The sequence below is a fragment of the Pseudomonas fluorescens genome, from assembly GCF_005938625.1.
Lineage (GTDB): Bacteria > Pseudomonadota > Gammaproteobacteria > Pseudomonadales > Pseudomonadaceae > Aquipseudomonas > Aquipseudomonas fluorescens_BD.
The window spans coordinates 299,241-320,142 of sequence record NZ_VCNJ01000008.1; the positions used below are offsets into that span (position 1 = coordinate 299,241).

The window sequence follows — 20,902 nt, forward strand, 5'->3', positions numbered from 1 at the left end:
AGTCTGAAAATTCGCAGGCCGGCATTGTAACAGCAGGTTCCTACAGACGCTTAGGCTGAATTATCGGGCATAACGATCAAAAAGTTTGATAACTACCCGGTCGACATGGATCCCTGTAGGAGCTGTCGAGTGAAACGAGGCTGCGATCTTTTGATCTGGCTTTTAGGATCAAGATCAAAAGATCGCAGCGTGCCGCAGTTCCTACAGGGGATTCGTCGCGCCCGTAGCGAATGGATACGGCTGCTTCCACTTCTCGAAGATCGGCTTCAACTCGCCGCTCTTCACCAGTTGCTCCATACGCTGGTCATACAGCGCCATCAGCGCCCGCGCCTGAGGCGTGTCGGCGAAGCCGAGAAACAGCGGCAACTCGGCCAGGTGTGAATAACGATACTGGGATGGATCAGCTGCGGTTTTCACCACCGCTTCAATCTCGGTCAGCGCATCAATGTAGTAATCCGCCCGCCCCTGCTTGAGCATCGACAGAATGCCGGTGCGCCGCTCGATCTGGTTGTAACGCTTGATATTAGGCAAGTAGTTTTCGTAGCGATAACCGCGCACCCAGGCCAGCCGATACTTGCCCAGCGTCGCCTGGGTGGGCGAAGGATTGCTCGCCAGACCCAACGCGTAGATGTGATCGGAATCGAAATTCCAGCGTGGGTACAGCACTTGATCGGCTTCATCGCGATAGGAACCGACCAACGCATCGACCTCTTTCAACTGCACCAGACCAACCGAACGGGTGTAAGGCACCGTGCGAAGGTCCAGCTTCACCCCGGCCGGTTCGAACACTTTGCGCAACACATCCCAACCGAGGCCATGGCCGTCAGCGGCGGTGTAGTCTTCCCAATCTTCGCTGGCCAGATGGATGACCGCCGGCGTCGGCGCAGCTTCCTGCGCACTGATAACAGTGCTCAGCAAAGCAAAAACCAGCAGCGCCAACCAGCGTCGAGCCATCCCTAGTCCCCTTACTTGACCCTGATATCCCTTGAGATCAGGCGAAAATCCACACCAGTCCCTGCATGGCCAGCCAGGCGAACACGCCGGCCAGCACGTCGTCGAGCATGATGCCGACGCCGCCATGCACATGCCGGTCGATCCAGCGGATCGGCCATGGCTTGAGAATGTCGAAGAAGCGGAACACGAGGAAACCCGCGAGCAACCAGTACCAGCCTTCGGGTACCAGCCAGAGGGTGATCCACATCCCGACCATCTCGTCCCAGACGATGCCTTCGTGGTCGTGTACCCGCAGATCATCGGCGACTTTGCCGCACAGCCAGAAGCCGAACAGCATGGTGATCCCGAGCATCAGCCAGTAACCCCAGTCAGGCAACATTTGCCACAACGGGATAAAGGGTAGCGCAACTAACGAGCCCCACGTGCCCGGGGCTTTCGGCAGGGTGCCGGAACCAAAGCCGAACGCGAGGAAATGCCAGGGATTGCGCCAGACCGACGGCGGAACGAATTCGGCCGGAACCTGTTTCGGGTGATCTGTCACGGTGTCTCCTGAAAATGTTGATAGCCCCGGATTTGCGGGGTGATGTCGTGCCCTTCGCGGTCCAGCAAGACTACGCCCTGCCCCTTTGCGACGCGACCGATCACATGGATCGGCCAGCCATTGGCCAGCAGCGGCGGCAACTCGACGGACGGTAGAGTGAACGCCAGCACGTAATCATCGCCACCGCTCAGCGCTGCACGCTCGGCGCCACGCTGACCGAGAAACGCCACTAATGCATCCGACAGCGGTACGCGCTCGCGTTCAATCTCAAGCCGCACCTTTGAGGCCAGCGCAATATGGCCGCAATCGGCGAGCAGACCATCAGAGATATCCAGCGCTGAGGTAGCTTTGCCACGCAGGGCCTGACCGAGGGCCAGTTGCGGTTGTGGCGACCAGTAATGATCGAGCAGCGGCTGGGCGATATCAGGCTCGGCGTCACGCTGCCCCAACACCAGCGGCAGAGCGCCGGCGGCATTGCCCAACTCACCGCCGACACAGAGCAAGTCGCCCGGTTTCGCGCCGCTGCGGGTCAATGCCTGACCCGCCGGCACTCGACCAAACACCGTTACCGTCAGACTCAACGGCCCGCGCGTGGTGTCGCCGCCCACCAGCGCAACGCCGCAGCTCTGCGCCATGCGGTTCAAACCGTGGGCATAGGCTTGCAGCCAATCGGCGGTCACCGTCGGTACAGTCAGGGCAAGGGTAAAGGCAACGGGCGTGGCGCCCATGGCGGCCAGATCGCTGACCGCAACGGCCAGCGAGCGCTGACCGAGCAGAAACGGATCGCAGGGGTCGGCGAAATGCACACCGGCCACCAGCGTATCGGTAGAAATTGCCAGTTGTTCCCCGGAGGGAACAGCGAGCAAGGCGCAGTCGTCGCCAATCCCCAGAGCAACGCCTTCGCCGCCCTGCGCACAAGGCGCGGCGGCGAAGAAATTGCGGATCAGCTCAAACTCGCCCATGGCTGAGACAAAGGATTCAAGCGCCGATCAGCGCTTGAACGCCTTCACTTCAGCTTCACGCAGGCGCGGGGCCAGCTTGTCGAGCACACCGTTGACGAACTTGTGACCGTCGGTAGAACCGTAGACTTTCGCCAGTTCGATCCCTTCGTTGATCACAACGCGGTACGGCACGTCGACGCGCTTGAGCAGTTCCCAAGTGGACAGGCGCAGTACGCACAGCTCAACCGGGTCGAGTTCTTCGATGGCCAGGTCCAGGCACGGCGCCAACGCATTGTCGATCTCGGTCAGATTGGCCGGAACACCGTGCAGGATGTCGTGGAAGTAGCTGGCATCGGCGAAGGTGAAATCGTTGTCGACGCGAAACTGCGCTTCGATTTCGTTCAGCGAAGTACTGGCCATGTGGCGCTGGTACAACGCTTGCGTCGCCAACTGACGGGCAGCGCGGCGCTTTTCACTTTTCGAAGGCTTGCCGGCGTCGGTTGGACGCGGTTCGCGCGGGTTGAAACGATCGCTTTCGTCGCTAATCACTTGGCCTCCAACTGTGCCAGCAGGCTGACCATTTCCAGAGCGGACAGGGCAGCTTCGGCACCTTTGTTACCGGCTTTGGTGCCGGAACGTTCGATGGCTTGCTCGATGGAATCTACGGTCAGGACGCCGAAAGCGACCGGCACGCCGAATTCCATGGACACCTGGGCCAGGCCCTTGGTGCATTCGCCCGCCACGTATTCGAAGTGCGGAGTACCGCCACGAATGACTGCGCCCAGGGCGATGATTGCTGCGAACTCGCCTTTCTGGGCGACTTTCTGCGCAACCAGCGGGATTTCGAAGGCGCCAGGTGCGCGGATGATGGTGATGTCGCTTTCGCTCACGCCGTGGCGAACCAGGGCATCAACTGCACCGCTGACCAGGCTTTCAACAACGAAGCTGTTGAAGCGGCCCACTACCAAAGCGTAGCGGCCTTTAGGGGCGATGAAGGTACCTTCGATGGTCTTCAGGGTCATTCGTCAGTTCTCTTAAAGAGCCGGGACGCGTCTGCTACGCGTCCCTCAGTGATTTATTTGCCGCGAATTGGCGTCCGGAAACAACCGGTCATTATTCGGAGGGCACGTATTCTACAACTTCCAGATCGAAACCGGATATCGCATTAAATTTCATTGGCGCGGACATCAGGCGCATTTTGCGTACACCAAGGTCACGCAGGATCTGCGAACCGGCACCGACGATGCTGTAAGTCGTCGGTTTTTTCGGCGCAGCCTGATCACCGGTTTCGCGGATATGTGCCAGCAGCACGTCGCCGTCGAGCGGGTGACCGAGCAACAGCACCACACCGCTGCCCGCTTCGGCAACCGCAGCCATGGCGGCGCGCAGGCTCCAGCGGCCCGGCTGTTTGACCATCAACAGGTCGCGCAGCGGATCCATGTTGTGCACGCGAACCAGCGTCGGCTCTTCGGCGCAAACAGTGCCCAGGGTCAGGGCCATGTGCACGTCGCCTTCCACCGAATCACGATAGGTCACCAGGTTGAATTGGCCCAGTTCGCTGTCCAGTGGCTGCTCGGCAATCCGCTGAACGGTACGTTCGTGGATCATCCGGTAGTGGATCAGGTCGGCGATGGTGCCGATCTTGATGTTGTGTTCAGCGGCAAACTCTTCGAGTTCAGCACGACGGGACATGGTGCCGTCGTCGTTCATCACTTCGCAGATCACCCCGCTCGGCTCGAAACCGGCCATGCGCGCGAGGTCGCAAGCGGCTTCGGTGTGGCCAGCGCGAGCGAGGGTGCCGCCGGCCTGGGCCATCAGCGGGAAGATGTGGCCCGGGCTGACGATGTCTTCAGCCTTGGCGTCCTTGGCGGCCGCCGCTTGCACGGTGCGCGCACGGTCAGCGGCGGAGATGCCGGTGGTGACGCCTTCGGCGGCTTCGATCGAGACGGTGAACTTGGTGCCGAAACCGGAACCGTTGCGCGGCGCCATCAGTGGCAGCTTCAACAGTTCGCAGCGCTCGCGGCTCATCGGCATGCAGATCAGGCCACGGGCGTGCTTGGCCATGAAGTTGATGTGTTCGGCCTGGCAGCATTCGGCGGCCATGATCAGGTCGCCTTCGTTCTCGCGGTCTTCGTCATCCATGAGGATGACCATCTTGCCTTGGCGGATGTCTTCAACCAGTTCTTCGATGCTATTGAGCGCCACAAGGCACCCCCCTTCTTTCGAATTTAGAGCTTCAGGATTTGAGGTAGCCGTTTTGGGCCAGAAAGCTTTCAGTAATGCCGCCAGCGCTCGGCTCTGCGGCCTTGTCGCCGAGGAGCAGACGCTCCAGATAACGCGCCAGCAAGTCGACTTCCAGATTCACCCGGCGACCTGGCTTGTAAGAAGCCATGATGGTTTCGCTCAGGGTGTGCGGGATGATCGTCAGCATGAATTCGGCGCCATCGACTTCGTTCACGGTCAGGCTGGTGCCGTCGACAGTGATCGAACCTTTGTGGGCGATGTACTTGGCCAGCTCTTTCGGCGCACGGATGCGAAATTCCACGGCACGGGCATTGTCACTGCGCGAGACGATTTCGCCGACGCCGTCGACGTGGCCGCTGACCAGATGCCCGCCGAGACGGGTGGTCGGGGTCAGGGCTTTTTCCAGATTGACCGGGCTGCCGCTTTTCAGGTCGTTCATGGCGGTGCAGTCCAGCGTTTCACGGCTGACGTCGGCGGCAAAGCCGTCGCCCGGCAGCTCGACCGCAGTCAGGCAGACGCCGTTGACCGCGATGCTGTCGCCAAGTTTGACGTCGCTCAGGTCGAGCTTGCCGGTGGCGACGTGGACCCGCACATCACCGCCCTTTGGGGTCAGTGCGCGGATACTGCCGATGGATTCGATGATGCCGGTAAACATGGGGTTCTCCTTGAGAACTAAGCCAGCGCTAACGCGATGGCCGGGAATTATACGCTCGCCGCTTGAGCAGGGATGGCAGTGACTCGCCAGTCATCGCCCACCGCGCGAATTTCAGTGATTTTCAGCTCCGGCGCATCCTTCATATAAGCCAACGGCCAGTCCAGAAGAGGACGCGCCGAAGAGCCGAGAAACTTGCCGGCGATGAAGATCACGAACTCGTCGACCAGACCGAGCTGAGCAAAAGCACCGGCCAGACGCGGGCCGGCTTCGACCAGCACCTCGTTGACGCCACGGTTAGCCAGTTCAATCAGCAATTGATGCAGATCGACCTGTCCGTCCTCACCCGGCACGATCAGGCACTCGGGGCCGTGAGCGTATTGCTCTTCGATCGCGACGCAGGTGGCGACCAACGCCGGGCCAGCCTTGAAGAACGGCGCATCCAGCGGCACCCGCAGGCGCCCGTCGATCAGCACGCGCAGCGGCGGACGGCTCATGGCCAGCGCGGTTTGCTCACTGTCCAGACCGAGTTCGTCAGCGCGAACAGTCAAGCGCGCGCCATCGGCCAGCACGGTGTCGGCGCCGGTCAGGATCACGGCGGCCTGAGCGCGCAAACGCTGGACGGCCGAACGTGCGGCCGGGCCGGTAATCCATTGACTCTCACCGCTTTCCATCGCCGTGCGCCCATCAAGGCTCATGGCCAACTTGACCCGCACGAACGGCAAGCCGTGTTCCATGCGCTTCAGAAAACCTTGATTGAGTTTGCGCGCCTCAGCTTCCAGCACACCACTTTCGGTGGCGATGCCGGCATCGGCCAGGCGCTGCAAACCGCGACCGGCGACTTGCGGATTCGGATCTCGCATCGCCGCCACGACTCGGCCGACACCGGCAGTCACCAGTGCATCAGCGCACGGCGGCGTGCGGCCATGGTGGCTGCACGGTTCGAGGGTCACGTAAGCGGTAGCGCCCCGGGCCAGCTCACCGGCGGCGCGCAGGGCATGGACTTCGGCGTGCGGTTCGCCGGCGCGTTCATGCCAGCCTTCGCCGACAATCTGCCCATCGCGCACCACCACACAGCCGACCCGCGGATTGGGATGGGTGGTGTAGTGACCTTTGCGCGCCAGCTCCAGCGCACGCGCCATGAAGTGGGCGTCGAGGACGGCCTGCTCGGCGACGGTGGTCATTCTTTCACCGGTTCGCGGGCGAGGCGGTCGATCTCTTCGCGGAATTCGTTGAGGTCCTGGAAGCGCTTGTACACCGAGGCGAAACGGATGTAGGCGACTTCATCAAGCTTTTGCAATTCGGCCATGACCAGTTCGCCGACCACAAGGGATTTGACCTCGCGTTCGCCGGTGGCGCGCAGCTTGTGCTTGATGTGAACCAGAGAGGATTCGAGGCGCTCGACGCTCACCGGACGTTTCTCCAGGGCGCGTTGCATGCCGGCGCGGAGTTTTTCTTCGTCGAACGGTTGGCGACTGCCGTCGGTTTTGATCAGGCGCGGCAACACCAGTTCGGCCGTCTCGAATGTCGTGAAACGCTCGCCGCAGGCCAGGCATTCACGCCGGCGGCGCACCTGTTCGCCCTCGGCGACCAGACGCGAGTCGATGACCTTGGTGTCGTTGGCACCGCAGAAGGGACAGTGCATGGTGGCTGGCAACAAAAAAAGGGAGGGCCATGGTAGCGCATCCCGGTGGCAAGACAAGCCATAGGCTTTGCGGTATACAGAACGGCATGATCGTTTGATCCATGGATTTCATTTTGCCGGAGCATCCAATGCCGTTACGTCCGCTCGTTTTGCTCAGTCTTTTCAGCCTGCTGGTGGCCTGTGGCAGCGATGCACCCAAGCCCCAGCCGCCAACGCCTGGCCCGGCGCCGCAGCAAGCGCAGAAAAAAGCCAAAGAGGCTGCTGACCTCGGCCCGCTGCCGGCCTATCAACGTGAACTGAGCGGCACCCTGCAAGGCGTGCCGGCCGGCGCCGAAGTTGAGCTGGCGCTGCTGGTGATCGACGAGAAGGATCGCCCGCAACAATTGCTCGCCAGTTCCAGCCTGATCGGCAATAACCAGATTCTGCCGTTTCGCCTGCGCTTCAACCCGGACGCCTTCCCGGCTGGCGTGCGGGTTGAGCTGCGCGGCCGCGCCAGCCAGTCCGGGCAGTTGATTCTGCATCTGCCGTCGCAAACCATCACCCAGCCGACTACTCAGGCGCTGGGCCAACTGCAATTTGTCAAAGCACCATGAATGCACCGCTAGACCTGCAACAGGCGTTAGGTCAATTGCTCGGCGACGCCAGACTCAAGGTCTGTGCGTTGCCGGACACTGATTTACAGCTATGGCTGATCGATGGCGACAACATGGATCGCGAGTTCAGCCAGGAAGAAATTCAGCGAATTCTGCACGAGCCACCGTATTGGGGTTTCTGCTGGGCCAGTGGTCTGGCGGTGGCGCGGTATCTGGCGGAGTTTCCCGAGTGGGTGCGCGGTAAACGCGTGCTGGATTTCGGCGCGGGTTCCGGGATTGCCGGGATTGCGGCGGTCAAGGCCGGCGCGCTGGAAGTGGTGGCCTGCGATCTCGATCCGTTAGCGATTGCCGCGTGTAAGGCGAACGCCGAGCTCAATGATGTGCAGATGAGTTATTCAACGGACTTCTTCGCCGAGGCGGATCGGTTTGATCTGATTCTGGTGGCGGATGTGTTGTATGACCGGGCGAATCTGCCGTTGCTCGATGCATTTTTGAGCCGTGGCCGCGAGGCGTTGGTCGCGGATTCGCGGGTTCGGGATTTTCGCCATCCGTTGTATGAACGCATTGAAATGCTTGAGGCGATGACGTTGCCGGATCTGGCCGAGCCTGAGGAATTTCGGCATGTCAGCCTGTACCACGCGCGGCGCTAGCCAAAAGCATCGCTGGCAAGCCAGGTCCCACAGTGACCGAGTCGAACCAACATTTCGTATACGACACAGAACCCTGTGGGAGCTGGCTTGCCAGCGATGGCGTCCTGCCTAGCGATACACCTCTCAAATCTGCCCCGCTTCCGGCCACACCCCGCCAAGCCGTATAGTTGCCCCATCCACGCTTCTACGAGATCCCCCATGAGCGAGCAAACGCCGTACATCTTCGACGCCACGACGGCCGATTTCGACCAGTCGGTGATCGAGGCTTCTTTCAACAAACCGGTGCTGGTGGATTTCTGGGCCGAATGGTGTGCGCCGTGCAAGGCGCTGATGCCGATGCTGCAAGGCATTGCCGAGAGCTATCAGGGTGAATTGCTGCTGGCCAAGGTCAACTGCGACATCGAGCAGGACATCGTCGCCCGCTTCGGCATACGCAGCCTGCCGACCGTGGTGCTGTTCAAGGACGGTCAACCGGTCGACGGCTTTGCCGGTGCACAACCAGAGTCCGCCGTCCGCGCTCTGCTTGAGCCGCATGTGCAGATGCCGCCACCCGCTGCGGCCGATCCCTTCGAGCAGGCTCAGGCGTTGTTCGATGACGGCCGTTACGCCGACGCCGAAGCGGCGCTGGTGGTGATGCTCACTGAAGACAACACTAACGCCAAGGCGCAGATCCTCTACGCGCGCTGCCTGACTGAACGCGGCGAGCTGGACGAAGCGCAAACCGTGCTGGATGCAGTCAAGAGCGATGAGCATAAGGCTGCGTTGGCCGGAGCCAAGGCGCAGATCAAGTTCCTCGGTCTGGCGCGCGATCTGCCGGATGCGGCTGACTTGAAAGCGCGTTTGGCGAAAGATCCGCAGGACGATGAGGCGGTGTATCAACTGGCGATTCAGCAGCTCGCTCGCCAGCAGTATGAGGCGGCGCTGGATGCACTACTGAAGCTGTTTATCCGCAACCGCAGCTACAGCGAAGGTTTGCCGCACAAAACCTTGCTGCAGGTGTTCGAGCTGCTGGGCAACGATCATCCGTTGGTCAGCGTTTACCGCCGCAAGATGTTTGCTGCGCTTTATTAAGATCAAAAGATCGCAGCCTTCGGCAGCTCCTACATTGGAACCGTGTACATCCTTGTAGGAGCTGCCGCAGGCTGCGATCCTTTACGGTTCACTCGATCCAGCTGTAGAGCGGCGTATCCCCGCCGCTCACGACTTTCACGTCCGAACTGTGGCGCAGGCGCACCAGCAAGCGTTTACCTGCCACCGCGCTGCCGGTCAGCCCTTCCAGTTGATCAAGCAGGTCCGGACCGCTGAGCTGCCCGGCCTTGCGCAACAGATCCTTGGCCAACTGCCACAAGGCATCGTCCTGATTAAGCGGTTTCGCCGCAGGGGCTGCCGCGACCGCTGCAGATTCAGCGACCGGCGCCTGCCCATTCAGTGCCGAACCGAGCTTCGCCCAGTCGCCGTCATCCAGTTCCACCGTCAAGTCCACCGGCACATCGCCGACGGTTCCGCGTATCCGCAACATTGAGTTCGCTCCCGCACTTTTCTGACCTGCATGCTCCCACGGGACTTGTGCAACGCCAAGCGCACGGGCAAACTCTGCGCACTTTCGTTATAAGATTACATAACAAACTCTTCACTTTACTTCCCGGAGACCGCCATGCGTCGTCTGCTGCTCGCTTTGCCGTTTGCCCTGTTGCCGCTGGCCATCGCCCATGCGGCTGATGAGCATGACCACGATCACGACCATGAACACGGCAGCCTCGGCGCACATGAACATGGCGTTGGTCGCCTGAACGCTGCGCTCGACGGTCAGACCCTGGAGCTTGAGCTGGAAAGCCCGGCGATGAACCTCGTGGGTTTCGAACACGTTGCCTCCACCGATGCCGATAAAGCCAAAGTCGCTGCTGCCCGTGCGCAACTGGAAAAACCGTTGACCCTGTTCAGCCTGCCCGCCGCAGCCGGTTGCAAAGTGGTCAGCCAGGAACTCGAAAGCCCGTTGTTCGGCGACAAGCCGGATGCCGACGACCATGGCGACGATGAAGCGGACAAGGACGGTCACGAGCATCACCATGACCACAGCGAAATCCACGCGCATTACCAATTCAGCTGTGCCGCACCGGGTGCATTGAAGACGCTGGATCTGGCGAACATTTTCAATACCTTCCCGGCGACGCAGAAAATTCAGGTACAACTGATCAGCGCCAGCGGCCAGCAAGGTACTGAAGTGACAGCCAAGGCTGCCGCGCTGAAATTCTGATAACACCGAAAATCCCCTGTGATCCACCGCGATCCAATGTAGGAGCTGCCGAAGGCTGCGATCTTTTGATCTTGCTTTAAGAAGATCAGGATCAAAAGATCGCAGCCTTCGGCAGCTCCTACAGGGGCTATGAAAACCCATGAAACTGGTGCCATGACCCAAGCACTCATCGAACTGTCCGACCTGGGCTTCAACTGGCCCGGTCACCCGCCGTTGCTGGACATCCCGGCGTTCCGCCTGGAAGCCGGCGAAACCCTGTTCCTCAAAGGCCCCAGCGGCAGCGGCAAGACCACCTTGCTCGGCTTGCTCGGCGGCGTGCAGAAACCCGGTCGCGGCAGCATTCGTCTGCTCGGCCAGGAACTCACCGAACTCTCTGCCGGCGCTCGCGATACTTTTCGCGTCGACCACACCGGCTACATCTTCCAGCAGTTCAACCTGCTGCCATTCCTCTCGGTGCGCGAGAACGTTGAACTACCTTGTCACTTTTCCAAACTGCGCGCGCAACGGGCGAAACAGCGCCACGGCAGCGTCGATCAAGCCGCCGCCACCCTCCTCGCCCACTTGGGTTTGAAGGATGAAAGCATCCTCAGCCGTCGCGCCGATTCACTGTCGATTGGCCAACAGCAACGGGTTGCCGCCGCACGCGCATTGATCGGCCAGCCAGAACTGGTGATCGCCGACGAACCAACCTCGGCGCTGGATTACGACGCCCGGGAAAACTTCATTCGCCTGCTGTTCGCTGAATGCCGCGAGGCCGGATCCAGTCTGCTGTTCGTCAGCCACGATCAGAGTCTGGCGCCGCTGTTCGACCGTCATTTGTCCCTGGCCGAACTCAATCGCGCCGCCACGTCTGCCGAGGTCTGAGATGTATCTGTTTCGTCTGGCCATGGCCAGCCTGGCCAACCGCCGCTTCACCGCTTTGCTCACGGCTTTTGCCATCGCCCTCTCGGTTTGCCTGTTGCTCGCCGTTGAGCGGGTACGTACCGAGGCCAAAGCCAGTTTCGCCAGCACCATCAGCGGCACCGACCTGATCGTCGGCGCCCGCTCCGGTTCGGTGAATCTGCTGCTGTACTCGGTGTTCCGCATCGGCAACGCCACCAACAACATCCGCTGGGACAGCTTCGAACACTTCGCCAACAACCCGAAAGTGAAGTGGGCGATCCCGATGTCCCTCGGCGACTCCCATCGCGGCTACCGAGTGATGGGTACCACTGAAGCGTATTTCGAGCATTACCAGTACGGTCGCCAGCAGCATCTGGAATTGGCCGACGGTCGCGCTTTCGCGACTGATCCGTTTGAAGTGGTGCTCGGCGCAGAAGTCGCCGATGCGCTGCATTACAAACTCGGCGACCAACTGGTGCTGGCCCACGGCGTGGCGGCGATCAGTCTGGTCAAACATGACGACAAACCGTTCACCGTGGTCGGCATTCTCAAGCGCACCGGCACCCCGGTGGATCGTACGTTGCACATCAGCCTCGGTGGCATGGAGGCGATTCACATCGACTGGCACAACGGCGTGCCGGCGCGCGGCAACGGCCGGATCACGGCGGATCAGGCGCGCAACATGGACCTGACGCCGCAGGCGATCACCGCGTTCATGCTCGGCCTCAACAGCAAGATTTCCACCTTTGCGCTGCAACGCGAGATCAACGAATTCCGTGGCGAGCCGATGCTGGCGATTCTGCCGGGCGTGGCCTTGCAAGAGTTGTGGAGCCTGATGAGCACTGCCGAAAAAGCGCTGTTCGTGGTCTCGTTGTTTGTGGTGTTGACCGGGTTGATCGGCATGCTCACGGCGATTCTCACCAGCCTCAACGAACGGCGCCGCGAGATGGCGATTCTGCGTTCAGTCGGGGCGCGGCCGTGGCATATCGCGAGTCTGCTGGTGCTCGAGGCGTTTGCCCTGGCGCTGACCGGTGTGATTGCCGGACTTGCTTTGCTGTACATCGGCATCGCCGCTGCGCAGGGCTATGTCCAGGCCAATTACGGTTTGTTCCTGCCGCTGGCATGGCCGAGCGAGTATGAATGGACGCTGCTCGGTGGCATTCTGGCCGCCGCGCTGCTGATGGGCAGCGTGCCGGCCTGGCGCGCTTATCGCCAATCCTTGGCCGATGGCCTGTCGATCCGTTTATGAGGATGTTCACCATGCCACGCGCTGCACTCGCGCTGCTGTTGTTGATCGCCCTGCCCGTGTGGGCAGCGGCGCCGAAAGACCTGACGTGGTCGGAGATGATCCCGCCGGACGCCGCGCCGGAAGTGCCGAACATGACGCCGCTGCACGACATGTCGAAGATGAGCGACGCGTTATCTGCCGAGGCGGCGCCAGCGGCGAAGCAGGACATGCCGAATGCGCCGGTGGTACAGAGTCTCGACGGGCAGAACATTCGTTTGCCGGGCTACATCGTGCCGCTGGAAGTCAACGAAGAAGGGCGCACCACAGACTTTTTGCTGGTGCCGTATTTCGGCGCGTGCATCCATGTGCCGCCACCGCCGTCGAACCAGATTGTGCATGTCAAAAGCGAGCTGGGCGTGAAGCTTGATGAGCTGTATCAGCCGTACTGGGTCGAGGGGCCGTTGCAGGTCAAGGCGTCGAGCAGCGAACTGGCGGATGCCGGCTATCAGATGGATGCCGACAAGATTTATGTGTATGAGCTGCCGGAGTAATTCCCGGTAGTTTTGTGCTGTCTGTAAAAGCCCCATCGCTGGCAAGCCAGCTCCCACAGTGATTGAGTCGTTCACAAATTTTGTGATCACCAACAAAACCTGTGGGAGCTGGCTTGCCAGCGATGGGGCCCGCAAAGGTTCCGCAAAAGTCTGCCCCTTCACTGTTTCATTGAGCTGAGTCAAAAGACCGTATCAGTTGGCTTCGTACCATAGGACATCAAACATTTTTAACGTCCTTTCGGAGCCCCCATGAACAAGTCCTTGCTCAGCGCTTCGCTGTTTGCCCTCGCGCTCGCAGCCCCGCTCGCCCACGCCCACGAAGCCGGTGACATCCTCATCCGCGCCGGCGCGATCACCGTCAACCCGAAGGCCGACAGTTCCAGCGTCAAGGTCGATCAGGGTCCGTTGAGCGGCACCAATCTGGGCGGCAAGGCGACCATGAGCAGCGACACCCAACTGGGTCTGAACTTCGCCTACATGCTTACCGATCACGTCGGCCTCGAACTGCTCGCAGCGACGCCGTTCGAGCATGACGTCAAGCTCAAAGGCACTGCCCTGCCAGCGGCCAATGGCAAGCTCGGCACCCTGAAACACCTGCCGCCAACCCTCAGCGTTGTGTACTACCCGCTGGACTCGAAGTCGCCGTTCCAGCCTTACGTCGGCGGTGGCATCAACTACACCTGGATCTACGACGAGCACGTTGGCAGCGAAGCCAGCGCCAACGGTTTCAGCAACTTCAAGGCGAAAAACTCCTGGGGTCTGGCCTGGCAGGTCGGTGCTGACTACATGCTGACCGATAACATCATGCTCAACGCCCAAGTGCGCTACATCGATATCGACACCCGCGCCACCGTCGAGAACAACGCGGTTGCACCAGGCACTCGCGCACGGGTGAACGTGGATGTGGATCCGTTCATCTACATGGTCGGTTTGGGCTATAAGTTCTAAGTCGAGTTACCGAACGTTCACGTGGTGGTGAATGAGGCTTGGTGGTGAGCAGGCATAGAACTGACGGCGACATTACGCAGTTGATCGGGGGATAACATCCCCTCGCCACAGGAGTAGCGACATATATTCCGGCCGTGAAAAAGGCGCCTGTCAAAGGGCGCCTTTTTCATGTCTGCCGCAAATGTGTGGCGTGAGTTGGATCTCCCCCTCACCCCAGCCCTCACCCTCAGGGAGAGGGGGAAAGGGAGCCGATTTGTGTGTTCTTCAAAATCTCAGTTCGACTCGGTATTTCACGTCGGCGTAACTCGAAAGTACACCTCGATCAGTCCCCTCTCCCTCTGGGAGAGGGCTAGGGTGAGGGGCTTTTCAGGTTCGACCGAGCAACCGCGCCAAACCCACGCTCATCGGCGTCTGCTGTGGCAGCTTGAAGCGTTCCAGCAGACGAGCATTGTTCGCCCGCGAATGCCGGATATCGCCGGAACGCGCCGGTCCGTAGCTGACGGGTGGCAGCTCACCGACCACCGCTTGCAGCGCTTCAAGCATCTGCTTGAGGCTCATCGCCTGATTCCAGCCGACGTTCACCGGGCCGACTTCCACCTCAGGCTTTTCGATCGCCTGTACCAGCAGATCGACCAGATCTTCGACATAAAGGAAATCGCGCGTCTGTTCACCATCGCCGAACACGGTAATCGGTAAGCCTTTCTGTGCGCGTTCACTGAAGATGCTGATCACTCCGGAATACGGCGAGGACGGGTCCTGGCGCGGGCCGAAGATGTTGAAGAAGCGGAAAATCACCGGCTCCAGACCATGCTGGCGGCGATAGAAATCGAAATAATGTTCGCCCGCCAGTTTGTCCGAGGCGTAAGGCGTCAGCGGGGCTTTGGGCGTGTCCTCATCTATCGACTCGCCCTCGCCATTGTTGCCGTACACCGCTGCGCTTGAGGCATACACCACACGCTTGACCCCGGCCAGACGCATGGCTTCGCAGACATTCAGCGTGCCAATGAAATTGCTCTGGTGAGTTTTCACCGGATCATCCACCGACGCCTGCACCGACGCCACGGCCGCCAGGTGCGCGACAGCGCTGCAGCCTTGCATGGCCTTGGCCACCAGCGCCGCATCAGCGACGTCACCAACAATCAGTTCAACCTGCGGATTGTCCTGCGGCAGGTTGCTGCGTTTCCCCGTCGACAAGTCGTCGAGGATGCGCACCGAATGCCCCTTGGCGAGCAAGGCATCGGTCAGGTGCGAGCCAATGAAGCCGGCTCCGCCGGTGATTAAAACAGTCCCTTCAGCCATGACGGTAGAACCTATCCAGTAAGCCCGGGAGAGCGGCACGCCAGGCGCGCGGCTTGATCCCGAAAGTGTGCAGAATTTTCTTGCAGGCCAATACAGCGTGTTGCGGCTCTTCGGCAGCGTCCGGTCGCGCGGCGTGAGCCTGAGCGGTCGGCGCTTCGATGGCCAGCGCATGCAGGCTGCGCGCTTCGGTCAGAATCGCCTGGCCCAGCGCCAGCGGCGTGGTCGCTTCGTGACCAGCGTAGTGGTAAGTGCCCCACAACGGCGCGGCACAATCGAGTTGCTTGAGCACCGAAATGATTACTCGCGCGGCATCGTCGACCGGGGTCGGATTGCCACGGCGGTCATCGGCCAGCAGCAATTCTTCCGGCTGCTCGGCACGCGCGAGGAAGCGCCCGAGGGTGCCATCCATGCTGTCATCGAGCAACCAGCCAAATCGTAGCAAAACGTGTTGCGGGCACGTGGCGCGCACACTTTGCTCGATGCGCCACAACGCCTGACCGCGCAGCCCCAGTGGCACCGGCTCGTCTTTTTCGCTGTACGCCGTGGCACGCGAACCATCGAACACCCGATAACTGGAGGGCTGGACGAGGACGATATTGTGGTGCTGGCACAGTTCGGCCAGACGCTCTATTGCACGTTCCTGCCCGGCCATGCGGCTTTCGCTGACGGTTTCGGCCTGGAACCAGTCGAAATAGTAGGCGAGATTGATCAATGCATCGGGACGGGTGTCGTCGAGCAGTTGCGTCAGGCTCGCGGCATCCCAGCCGTCTTCGGGCGGGCGGGGGGCGAGGAAACCGATGTCTTCCTCTGCACCGAGGCGAATCAGCGCCTGCCCAAGGGCATTTCCGCCGCCCAGTAACATAAGGCGCATTCGCATAGAGTCAGCAGGCCCAGTCTGATTGGAACGATGGCTTTAGCGACGGATCTCGTGGAACCGTCGTCGATAATTACCGGAATCGTTGCATTTTGCGGGTTTAGTGCGCAACCGTCATCCGTAAAGTGTAGATCCCGGATATTTGTAGCGCTTCGACTGGCACCATCGCGAGCAGGCTCGCTCCCACAAGGGATTTACGGCGCTCACAAATCCACTGTGGGAGCGAGCTTGCTCGCGAAGAGGCCAGGCCAGACGCTGAAGATCCCAGCGGTACTTGCATCTTCCCACCTGCGCCCGCATAACTTAAGCCATGAATCTGCCCATCCCCACGGACGCGGCCCTGGCAGGCTTTCACCCCGCCGTCAGCGCCTGGTTCAGCAACACATTCGCGACGGTCACCGCCGCCCAGGCCCGCGCATGGCCGTTGATCCGCCAGCGACGTTCGACGCTGATCGCTGCGCCCACCGGCTCCGGCAAAACCCTTACCGCGTTTCTCGCCGTGCTCGATGACCTCGTGCATCGAGGCCTGGAAAACCCCGACGGCCTGCCCGATGAAACGCTGGTGGTCTATGTCTCGCCGCTCAAAGCGCTGTCCAACGACATCCGCATCAACCTGCAAAACCCACTGGCCGGGATCACCGAACAACTGCGGCAGATGAGTCTGCCCGAGCTGCAAATCACCACCGCTGTGCGCACCGGTGACACCCCGCAGAAAGAACGCGCGGCCATGCGCAAATCGGCGCCGCACATTCTGGTGACCACGCCGGAATCACTCTACGTGCTGCTCGGATCCGAATCCGGACGCAAAATGCTCGGCACCACGCGCACGGTGATCATCGATGAAATCCACGCGATGGCCGCTGGCAAACGCGGCAGTCATCTGGCCCTGAGCCTTGAGCGCCTGCAAGCACTGTGCGCCGAACCGCTGACCCGCATCGGCCTGTCCGCCACGCAGAAACCGGTTGAAGCCGTGGCGCAATTTCTGGTCGGCCATGAGCGCCGCTGCGAAATCATCGACATTGGCCACGCGCGGCCACGGGATCTGGGTATCGAAGTGCCGCCCGTGCCGCTTTCGGCAGTCATGGCCAACGATGTCTGGGAACGGGTTTACGACCGCCTCGCGGAACTTGCCCGCGAGCACCGCACCACGCTGATTTTCGTCAACACCCGGCGACTGGCCGAACGCTTGAGCCGACACCTCAGCGAACGTCTCGGCAAGCACGCCGTGGCTGCGCATCACGGCAGTCTGGCCAAGGAGTTCCGCCTCGACGCCGAACAACGGCTCAAACGCGGTGAACTGCAGGTGTTGATCGCCACCGCCTCACTGGAACTGGGCATCGACATCGGCGAAGTCGATCTGGTCTGCCAGATCGCCTCACCGCGCTCCATCGCCGGGTTTCTGCAAAGGGTTGGCCGTTCCGGGCACCAGGTCGGCGGCACACCCAAGGGTCGCCTCTTCGCCACGACCCGCGACGACCTGATCGAATGCACCGCCCTGCTCGACTGCGTGCGCCGTGGCGAACTCGACACCCTGCACATTCCCGAAGCGCCGCTGGATGTGCTGGCGCAGCAGATCATCGCCGAAGTCAGTTGCCAGGAGTGGCCGGAGGACGCCTTGCTGGCGATGTTCCGTCAAGCCTCGCCCTACCGCGATCTCGACGAAAGACACTATCAGGCCCTGCTGAGCATGCTCGCCGAGGGCTACAACGGTCGCCAGGGTATCCGCAGCGCCTACCTGCACCGCGACGCCGTCAGCCGCACCTTGCGCGGCCGGCGCGGCGCGCAACTGACCGCCGTGACCAGCGGCGGCACCATCCCCGACAACGCCGACTACAGCGTGATGCTTGAGCCGCAAGGCCTGAATATCGGCAGCGTTAACGAAGACTTTGCCGTGGAAAGCATTGCCGGCGATGTGTTCCAGCTCGGCAATACCTCCTACCGGATTCTGCGGGTGGAAACCGGCAAGGTGCGCGTCGAGGATGCCCACGGCCAGCCGCCGACCATTCCGTTCTGGCTCGGCGAAGCACCGGGGCGCAGCGATGAATTGTCGTCCGCCGTCGCCCGTCTTCAAGCGCAGCTCGACGAGCTACTCGGCGCCAGCCCCGGCGATCTGCAACCGGCACTCGACTGGCTGACGCAAACCCTCGGCCTCAACCTCGCCAGCGCCGAACAACTGGTCGAATACCTTGCCCGTGCCCGGCAAACCCTCGGCGCCCTGCCCTCGCAGGACACGCTGCTGATGGAGCGTTTTTTCGACGAGTCCGGCGGCACCCAACTGATCATCCATTCGCCGTTCGGCAGCCGTATCAACCGCGCCTGGGGCCTGGCCCTGCGCAAGCGGTTCTGCCGCACTTTCAACTTCGAATTGCAGGCGGCCGCCAGCGAAGACGCGATCGTGCTGTCGCTGTCCACCAGCCACAGCTTTGAACTCGACGATATCTGGCGTTACCTGCACAGCAACAGCGCCGAGCACATCCTCATTCAAGCGGTACTCGATGCGCCGCTGTTCGGCGTGCGCTGGCGCTGGAACGCCGGGGTGGCGCTGGCGCTGCCGCGTTTCACCGGCGGGCGCAAAGTTGCGCCGCAGTTGCAGCGGATGAAAAGTGAAGACCTGATTGCCAGCGTGTTTCCCGATCAGATTGCCTGCCTGGAAAACCTCGCCGGTGAACGCGAAATTCCCGAGCATCCGTTAATCGAGCAGACACTGGACGATTGCCTGCATGAGGCGATGGACAGCGAAGGCTGGCTCAATCTGCTGCGGCGCATGGAGCGTGGCGAGGTGCGTTTGATCAGCCGCGACCTGCCGGCGCCCTCGCCGCTCGCGGCTGAAATTCTCAGCGCGCGGCCGTACACCTTTCTCGACGATGCGCCGCTGGAAGAACGTCGTACCCAAGCGGTGATCAACCGGCGCTGGAGCGATCCGCAATCGACCGATGATCTCGGTGCGCTGGATGCGGACGCGATTAGCGCCGTGCGTCAAGAAGCGTGGCCGACGCCGAATGCTGTGGATGAAATGCACGAGGCGTTGATGAGCCTGGCGTGCATCAGCGATGAGGAAGTACAAGCGAACGAAGGTTGGCGTGCATGGCTGGAAACCTTGGCCAGCACCGGTCGCGCCTGCCATTTACAAATCAATCCCGAGCATGGTTTGTGGCTCGCGCGCGAACGTCTGATCTGTCTACAGGCGCTTTATCCACAGGCCCGATTGCAGCCCGAACTGCAGGCGTTGCCGGGATTTGATGAAGCCTGGACGTTCGATGAAGCGCTGGTCGAATTGCTCCGCGCGCGCCTTGGTGCCTTCGGACCGCTGCCGTTATCCGCGATTGCCGAACCGCTCGCACTGCCGGTCACTGAAGTCCATCAAGCCCTCGCGCAACTGGAGCGCGAAGGTTACGTGCTACGCGGCCAGTTCACGCCCAAGGTCAACATTGAGGAATGGTGCGAACGGCACCTGCTCGCGCGTATTCATCGCTATACGGTCAAGCGCCTGCGCCGGGAAATCGAACCGGTCGCGCTGCAGGATTTCATGCGGTTTCTGTTCGACTGGCAGCATCTGTCGTCCGCGACACGCGGTCAGGGCAGCACCGTGTTGCCAGCGATTGTTGGCCAGTTCGAAGGCTACGCGGCGGCGGCTTCAGCGTGGGACAGCGACATCCTTCCCATGCGGCTCAAGGACTACTCACCGAGCTGGCTGGATGAGCTGTGCCGCAACGGAAAACTGGTGTGGACGCGCCTCAGTGCCCGGCAGAAAGTCAGCGGCACGGCGCTGCGCAGCACGCCGATCGTGTTGCTGCCGCGCAGTCAGGTGGGTTTGTGGAGTGCGTTGGCCGAACAGACGCCGGTGAGCGAACTCTCGCCAAAAACCCAGAAGGTGTTTGAAGCCTTGAGTCAGCACGGTGCATTGTTTTTCGATGAGCTGATTCATGAAGCACACCTGCTGCGCACCGAGCTGGAAATCGCCTTGCAGGAACTGGTCGGCGCCGGGCTGGTGAACGCCGACAGCTTCGCCGGCCTGCGTGCGCTGATCACCCCGGCGAGCAAGCGCCAGCAGCGCAGCAGTCGTCGCGGGCGCGGCGCGTTTGTCGGCGGTATGGATGATGCCGGGCGCTGGGCGTTGCTGCGGCGCGGAGCGGCTGTGGATAACAGCGAAACCCTGGAACATGTCGCAATGACGTTGTTGCGGCGTTACGGCGTGGTGTTCTGGCGTTTGCTGGAGCGTGAGGCCGACTGGTTACCGAGTTGGCGCGAATTGCTGCGCACGTTTCATCGGCTGGAAGCACGGGGCGAGATCCGTGGCGGGCGGTTTGTCAGTGGTTTGGCGGGGGAGCAGTTTGCCTTGCCCGAGGCGATTCCATTGTTACGCGAAGTACGACGGCGGCCGCATGACGGCAGTCTGGTCGCGGTGTGCGGGGTGGATCCGCTGAACCTGGCCGGGACGTTGTTGCCGGGGATAAAAGTGCCGGCGTTGGTGAGTAATCGGTTGGTGTATCGGGATGGTTTGCCGGCGGCTGCCGAGATTGCCGGCAAGCAGCAATACTGGCTGGAGCTGGATCAGATCGACATGGAGCAGGTGCGCAGCAAGCTGATCCGGCATTGAGGTTGTCCTCACCGGCCTCTTCGTCGGAACGCCGCCCGGAGCGAGCTTG

The 20,902-nt window shown here is 61.3% G+C and carries 21 protein-coding genes; 9 read left to right on the forward strand and 12 right to left on the reverse strand.

The window, feature by feature from the left end:
• Nucleotides 1–201 precede the first annotated feature (201 nt).
• The 9 genes from FGA82_RS07530 to nrdR form a co-directional block, all read right to left on the reverse strand.
• On the reverse strand, nucleotides 202–954 hold the full coding sequence (locus FGA82_RS07530; protein WP_141126601.1) for a substrate-binding periplasmic protein: 753 nt from the start codon (nucleotides 952–954) through the stop codon (nucleotides 202–204).
• A gap of 37 nt (nucleotides 955–991) precedes the next feature.
• Nucleotides 992–1,495, reverse strand: coding sequence for a phosphatidylglycerophosphatase A family protein (locus FGA82_RS07535; protein ID WP_007910933.1), 504 nt, complete (start codon nucleotides 1,493–1,495; stop codon nucleotides 992–994).
• Complete coding sequence (thiL, locus tag FGA82_RS07540) at nucleotides 1,492–2,457, reverse strand: thiamine-phosphate kinase (RefSeq protein WP_141126602.1); 966 nt, start codon at nucleotides 2,455–2,457, stop codon at nucleotides 1,492–1,494. Before thiL ends, FGA82_RS07535 begins: the two co-directional genes overlap by 4 nt.
• Nucleotides 2,458–2,484: 27 nt before the next feature.
• Entirely contained in the window at nucleotides 2,485–2,985 is a 501-nt protein-coding gene (nusB, locus tag FGA82_RS07545) for a transcription antitermination factor NusB (protein ID WP_141126603.1), read from the reverse strand.
• Nucleotides 2,982–3,458, reverse strand: coding sequence for a 6,7-dimethyl-8-ribityllumazine synthase (ribH, locus tag FGA82_RS07550; RefSeq protein ID WP_003228649.1), 477 nt, complete (start codon nucleotides 3,456–3,458; stop codon nucleotides 2,982–2,984). The genes nusB and ribH overlap by 4 nt, the downstream gene beginning before the upstream one ends.
• A 91-nt stretch (nucleotides 3,459–3,549) precedes the next feature.
• Nucleotides 3,550–4,641 (reverse strand): bifunctional 3,4-dihydroxy-2-butanone-4-phosphate synthase/GTP cyclohydrolase II, encoded by a 1,092-nt coding sequence (gene ribBA / locus FGA82_RS07555; RefSeq protein ID WP_007910939.1) that lies wholly within the window; start codon nucleotides 4,639–4,641, stop codon nucleotides 3,550–3,552.
• 31 nt (nucleotides 4,642–4,672) lie between these two features.
• Nucleotides 4,673–5,335 (reverse strand): riboflavin synthase, encoded by a 663-nt coding sequence (locus FGA82_RS07560; protein WP_141126604.1) that lies wholly within the window; start codon nucleotides 5,333–5,335, stop codon nucleotides 4,673–4,675.
• A 47-nt stretch (nucleotides 5,336–5,382) separates the two neighbouring features.
• Entirely contained in the window at nucleotides 5,383–6,516 is a 1,134-nt protein-coding gene (gene ribD, locus FGA82_RS07565; protein WP_141126605.1) for a bifunctional diaminohydroxyphosphoribosylaminopyrimidine deaminase/5-amino-6-(5-phosphoribosylamino)uracil reductase RibD, read from the reverse strand.
• Nucleotides 6,513–6,977 carry a transcriptional regulator NrdR gene (gene nrdR / locus FGA82_RS07570; protein ID WP_007910946.1) on the reverse strand — a complete coding sequence of 155 codons (465 nt, stop codon included), beginning with the start codon at nucleotides 6,975–6,977 and terminating at the stop codon, nucleotides 6,513–6,515. Before nrdR ends, ribD begins: the two co-directional genes overlap by 4 nt.
• Nucleotides 6,978–7,105: 128 nt before the next feature.
• Here nrdR and FGA82_RS07575 point away from each other — a divergent pair, with 128 nt between their 5' ends.
• The 3 genes from FGA82_RS07575 to trxA all read left to right on the forward strand — a co-directional run bounded on the left by FGA82_RS07575 (nucleotide 7,106) and on the right by trxA (nucleotide 9,291).
• Nucleotides 7,106–7,570 carry a YbaY family lipoprotein gene (locus FGA82_RS07575; RefSeq protein ID WP_141126606.1) on the forward strand — a complete coding sequence of 155 codons (465 nt, stop codon included), beginning with the start codon at nucleotides 7,106–7,108 and terminating at the stop codon, nucleotides 7,568–7,570.
• Nucleotides 7,567–8,220 (forward strand): class I SAM-dependent methyltransferase, encoded by a 654-nt coding sequence (locus tag FGA82_RS07580; protein WP_141126607.1) that lies wholly within the window; start codon nucleotides 7,567–7,569, stop codon nucleotides 8,218–8,220. Before FGA82_RS07575 ends, FGA82_RS07580 begins: the two co-directional genes overlap by 4 nt.
• Nucleotides 8,221–8,418: 198 nt before the next feature.
• A complete protein-coding gene (trxA, locus tag FGA82_RS07585) occupies nucleotides 8,419–9,291 on the forward strand; it encodes a thioredoxin (protein WP_141126608.1) in 873 nt (290 codons plus the stop codon).
• 88 nt (nucleotides 9,292–9,379) lie between these two features.
• On the opposite strand, the gene FGA82_RS07590 is transcribed toward trxA, so the two are convergent.
• Nucleotides 9,380–9,739 (reverse strand): hypothetical protein, encoded by a 360-nt coding sequence (locus FGA82_RS07590; protein WP_141126609.1) that lies wholly within the window; start codon nucleotides 9,737–9,739, stop codon nucleotides 9,380–9,382.
• A gap of 135 nt (nucleotides 9,740–9,874) precedes the next feature.
• On the opposite strand from FGA82_RS07590, the gene FGA82_RS07595 reads away from it, so the two are divergent.
• The 5 genes from FGA82_RS07595 to FGA82_RS07615 all read left to right on the forward strand — a co-directional run bounded on the left by FGA82_RS07595 (nucleotide 9,875) and on the right by FGA82_RS07615 (nucleotide 14,083).
• Entirely contained in the window at nucleotides 9,875–10,474 is a 600-nt protein-coding gene (locus FGA82_RS07595) for a DUF2796 domain-containing protein (RefSeq protein ID WP_141126610.1), read from the forward strand.
• 153 nt (nucleotides 10,475–10,627) lie between these two features.
• Nucleotides 10,628–11,338: an ABC transporter ATP-binding protein gene (locus FGA82_RS07600; protein WP_016984101.1), complete on the forward strand. Its 711-nt coding sequence runs from the start codon at nucleotides 10,628–10,630 to the stop codon at nucleotides 11,336–11,338.
• A gap of 1 nt (nucleotide 11,339) precedes the next feature.
• Entirely contained in the window at nucleotides 11,340–12,605 is a 1,266-nt protein-coding gene (locus tag FGA82_RS07605; protein WP_141126611.1) for an ABC transporter permease, read from the forward strand.
• Nucleotides 12,606–12,616: 11 nt separating this feature from the next.
• Entirely contained in the window at nucleotides 12,617–13,135 is a 519-nt protein-coding gene (locus tag FGA82_RS07610) for a DUF3299 domain-containing protein (protein WP_141126612.1), read from the forward strand.
• A 249-nt stretch (nucleotides 13,136–13,384) separates the two neighbouring features.
• Nucleotides 13,385–14,083: an OmpW/AlkL family protein gene (locus tag FGA82_RS07615; protein ID WP_007910962.1), complete on the forward strand. Its 699-nt coding sequence runs from the start codon at nucleotides 13,385–13,387 to the stop codon at nucleotides 14,081–14,083.
• Between the two features lie 366 nt (nucleotides 14,084–14,449).
• Here FGA82_RS07615 and FGA82_RS07620 read toward each other — a convergent pair whose 3' ends face one another.
• Together FGA82_RS07620 and FGA82_RS07625 are read right to left on the reverse strand one after the other, a co-directional pair.
• Nucleotides 14,450–15,382, reverse strand: a complete 933-nt coding sequence (locus FGA82_RS07620) for an NAD-dependent epimerase/dehydratase family protein (protein ID WP_141126613.1) — start codon at nucleotides 15,380–15,382, stop codon at nucleotides 14,450–14,452.
• Nucleotides 15,375–16,259, reverse strand: coding sequence for a sugar nucleotide-binding protein (locus tag FGA82_RS07625; protein ID WP_141126614.1), 885 nt, complete (start codon nucleotides 16,257–16,259; stop codon nucleotides 15,375–15,377). The genes FGA82_RS07620 and FGA82_RS07625 overlap by 8 nt, the downstream gene beginning before the upstream one ends.
• 307 nt (nucleotides 16,260–16,566) lie before the next feature.
• On the opposite strand from FGA82_RS07625, the gene FGA82_RS07630 reads away from it, so the two are divergent.
• On the forward strand, nucleotides 16,567–20,853 hold the full coding sequence (locus FGA82_RS07630) for a DEAD/DEAH box helicase (protein ID WP_141126615.1): 4,287 nt from the start codon (nucleotides 16,567–16,569) through the stop codon (nucleotides 20,851–20,853).
• Nucleotides 20,854–20,902 lie beyond the last annotated feature (49 nt).

Bases quoted from the DNA above. Each gene is read 5' to 3' on its own strand.
- FGA82_RS07630 (WP_141126615.1), top strand. From the start codon at position 16,567: ATGAATCTGCCCATCCCCACGGACGCGGCCCTGGCAGGCTTTCACCCC.
- FGA82_RS07605 (WP_141126611.1), top strand. From the start codon at position 11,340: ATGTATCTGTTTCGTCTGGCCATGGCCAGCCTGGCCAACCGCCGCTTC.
- FGA82_RS07575 (WP_141126606.1), top strand. From the start codon at position 7,106: ATGCCGTTACGTCCGCTCGTTTTGCTCAGTCTTTTCAGCCTGCTGGTG.
- FGA82_RS07595 (WP_141126610.1), top strand. From the start codon at position 9,875: ATGCGTCGTCTGCTGCTCGCTTTGCCGTTTGCCCTGTTGCCGCTGGCC.
- FGA82_RS07590 (WP_141126609.1), bottom strand. From the start codon at position 9,739: ATGTTGCGGATACGCGGAACCGTCGGCGATGTGCCGGTGGACTTGACG.
- FGA82_RS07580 (WP_141126607.1), top strand. From the start codon at position 7,567: ATGAATGCACCGCTAGACCTGCAACAGGCGTTAGGTCAATTGCTCGGC.
- FGA82_RS07600 (WP_016984101.1), top strand. From the start codon at position 10,628: ATGACCCAAGCACTCATCGAACTGTCCGACCTGGGCTTCAACTGGCCC.
- ribD (WP_141126605.1), bottom strand. From the start codon at position 6,516: ATGACCACCGTCGCCGAGCAGGCCGTCCTCGACGCCCACTTCATGGCG.
- FGA82_RS07620 (WP_141126613.1), bottom strand. From the start codon at position 15,382: ATGGCTGAAGGGACTGTTTTAATCACCGGCGGAGCCGGCTTCATTGGC.
- FGA82_RS07530 (WP_141126601.1), bottom strand. From the start codon at position 954: ATGGCTCGACGCTGGTTGGCGCTGCTGGTTTTTGCTTTGCTGAGCACT.
- thiL (WP_141126602.1), bottom strand. From the start codon at position 2,457: ATGGGCGAGTTTGAGCTGATCCGCAATTTCTTCGCCGCCGCGCCTTGT.
- FGA82_RS07625 (WP_141126614.1), bottom strand. From the start codon at position 16,259: ATGCGAATGCGCCTTATGTTACTGGGCGGCGGAAATGCCCTTGGGCAG.
- trxA (WP_141126608.1), top strand. From the start codon at position 8,419: ATGAGCGAGCAAACGCCGTACATCTTCGACGCCACGACGGCCGATTTC.
- FGA82_RS07560 (WP_141126604.1), bottom strand. From the start codon at position 5,335: ATGTTTACCGGCATCATCGAATCCATCGGCAGTATCCGCGCACTGACC.
- FGA82_RS07615 (WP_007910962.1), top strand. From the start codon at position 13,385: ATGAACAAGTCCTTGCTCAGCGCTTCGCTGTTTGCCCTCGCGCTCGCA.
- ribH (WP_003228649.1), bottom strand. From the start codon at position 3,458: ATGACCCTGAAGACCATCGAAGGTACCTTCATCGCCCCTAAAGGCCGC.
- FGA82_RS07610 (WP_141126612.1), top strand. From the start codon at position 12,617: ATGCCACGCGCTGCACTCGCGCTGCTGTTGTTGATCGCCCTGCCCGTG.
- nrdR (WP_007910946.1), bottom strand. From the start codon at position 6,977: ATGCACTGTCCCTTCTGCGGTGCCAACGACACCAAGGTCATCGACTCG.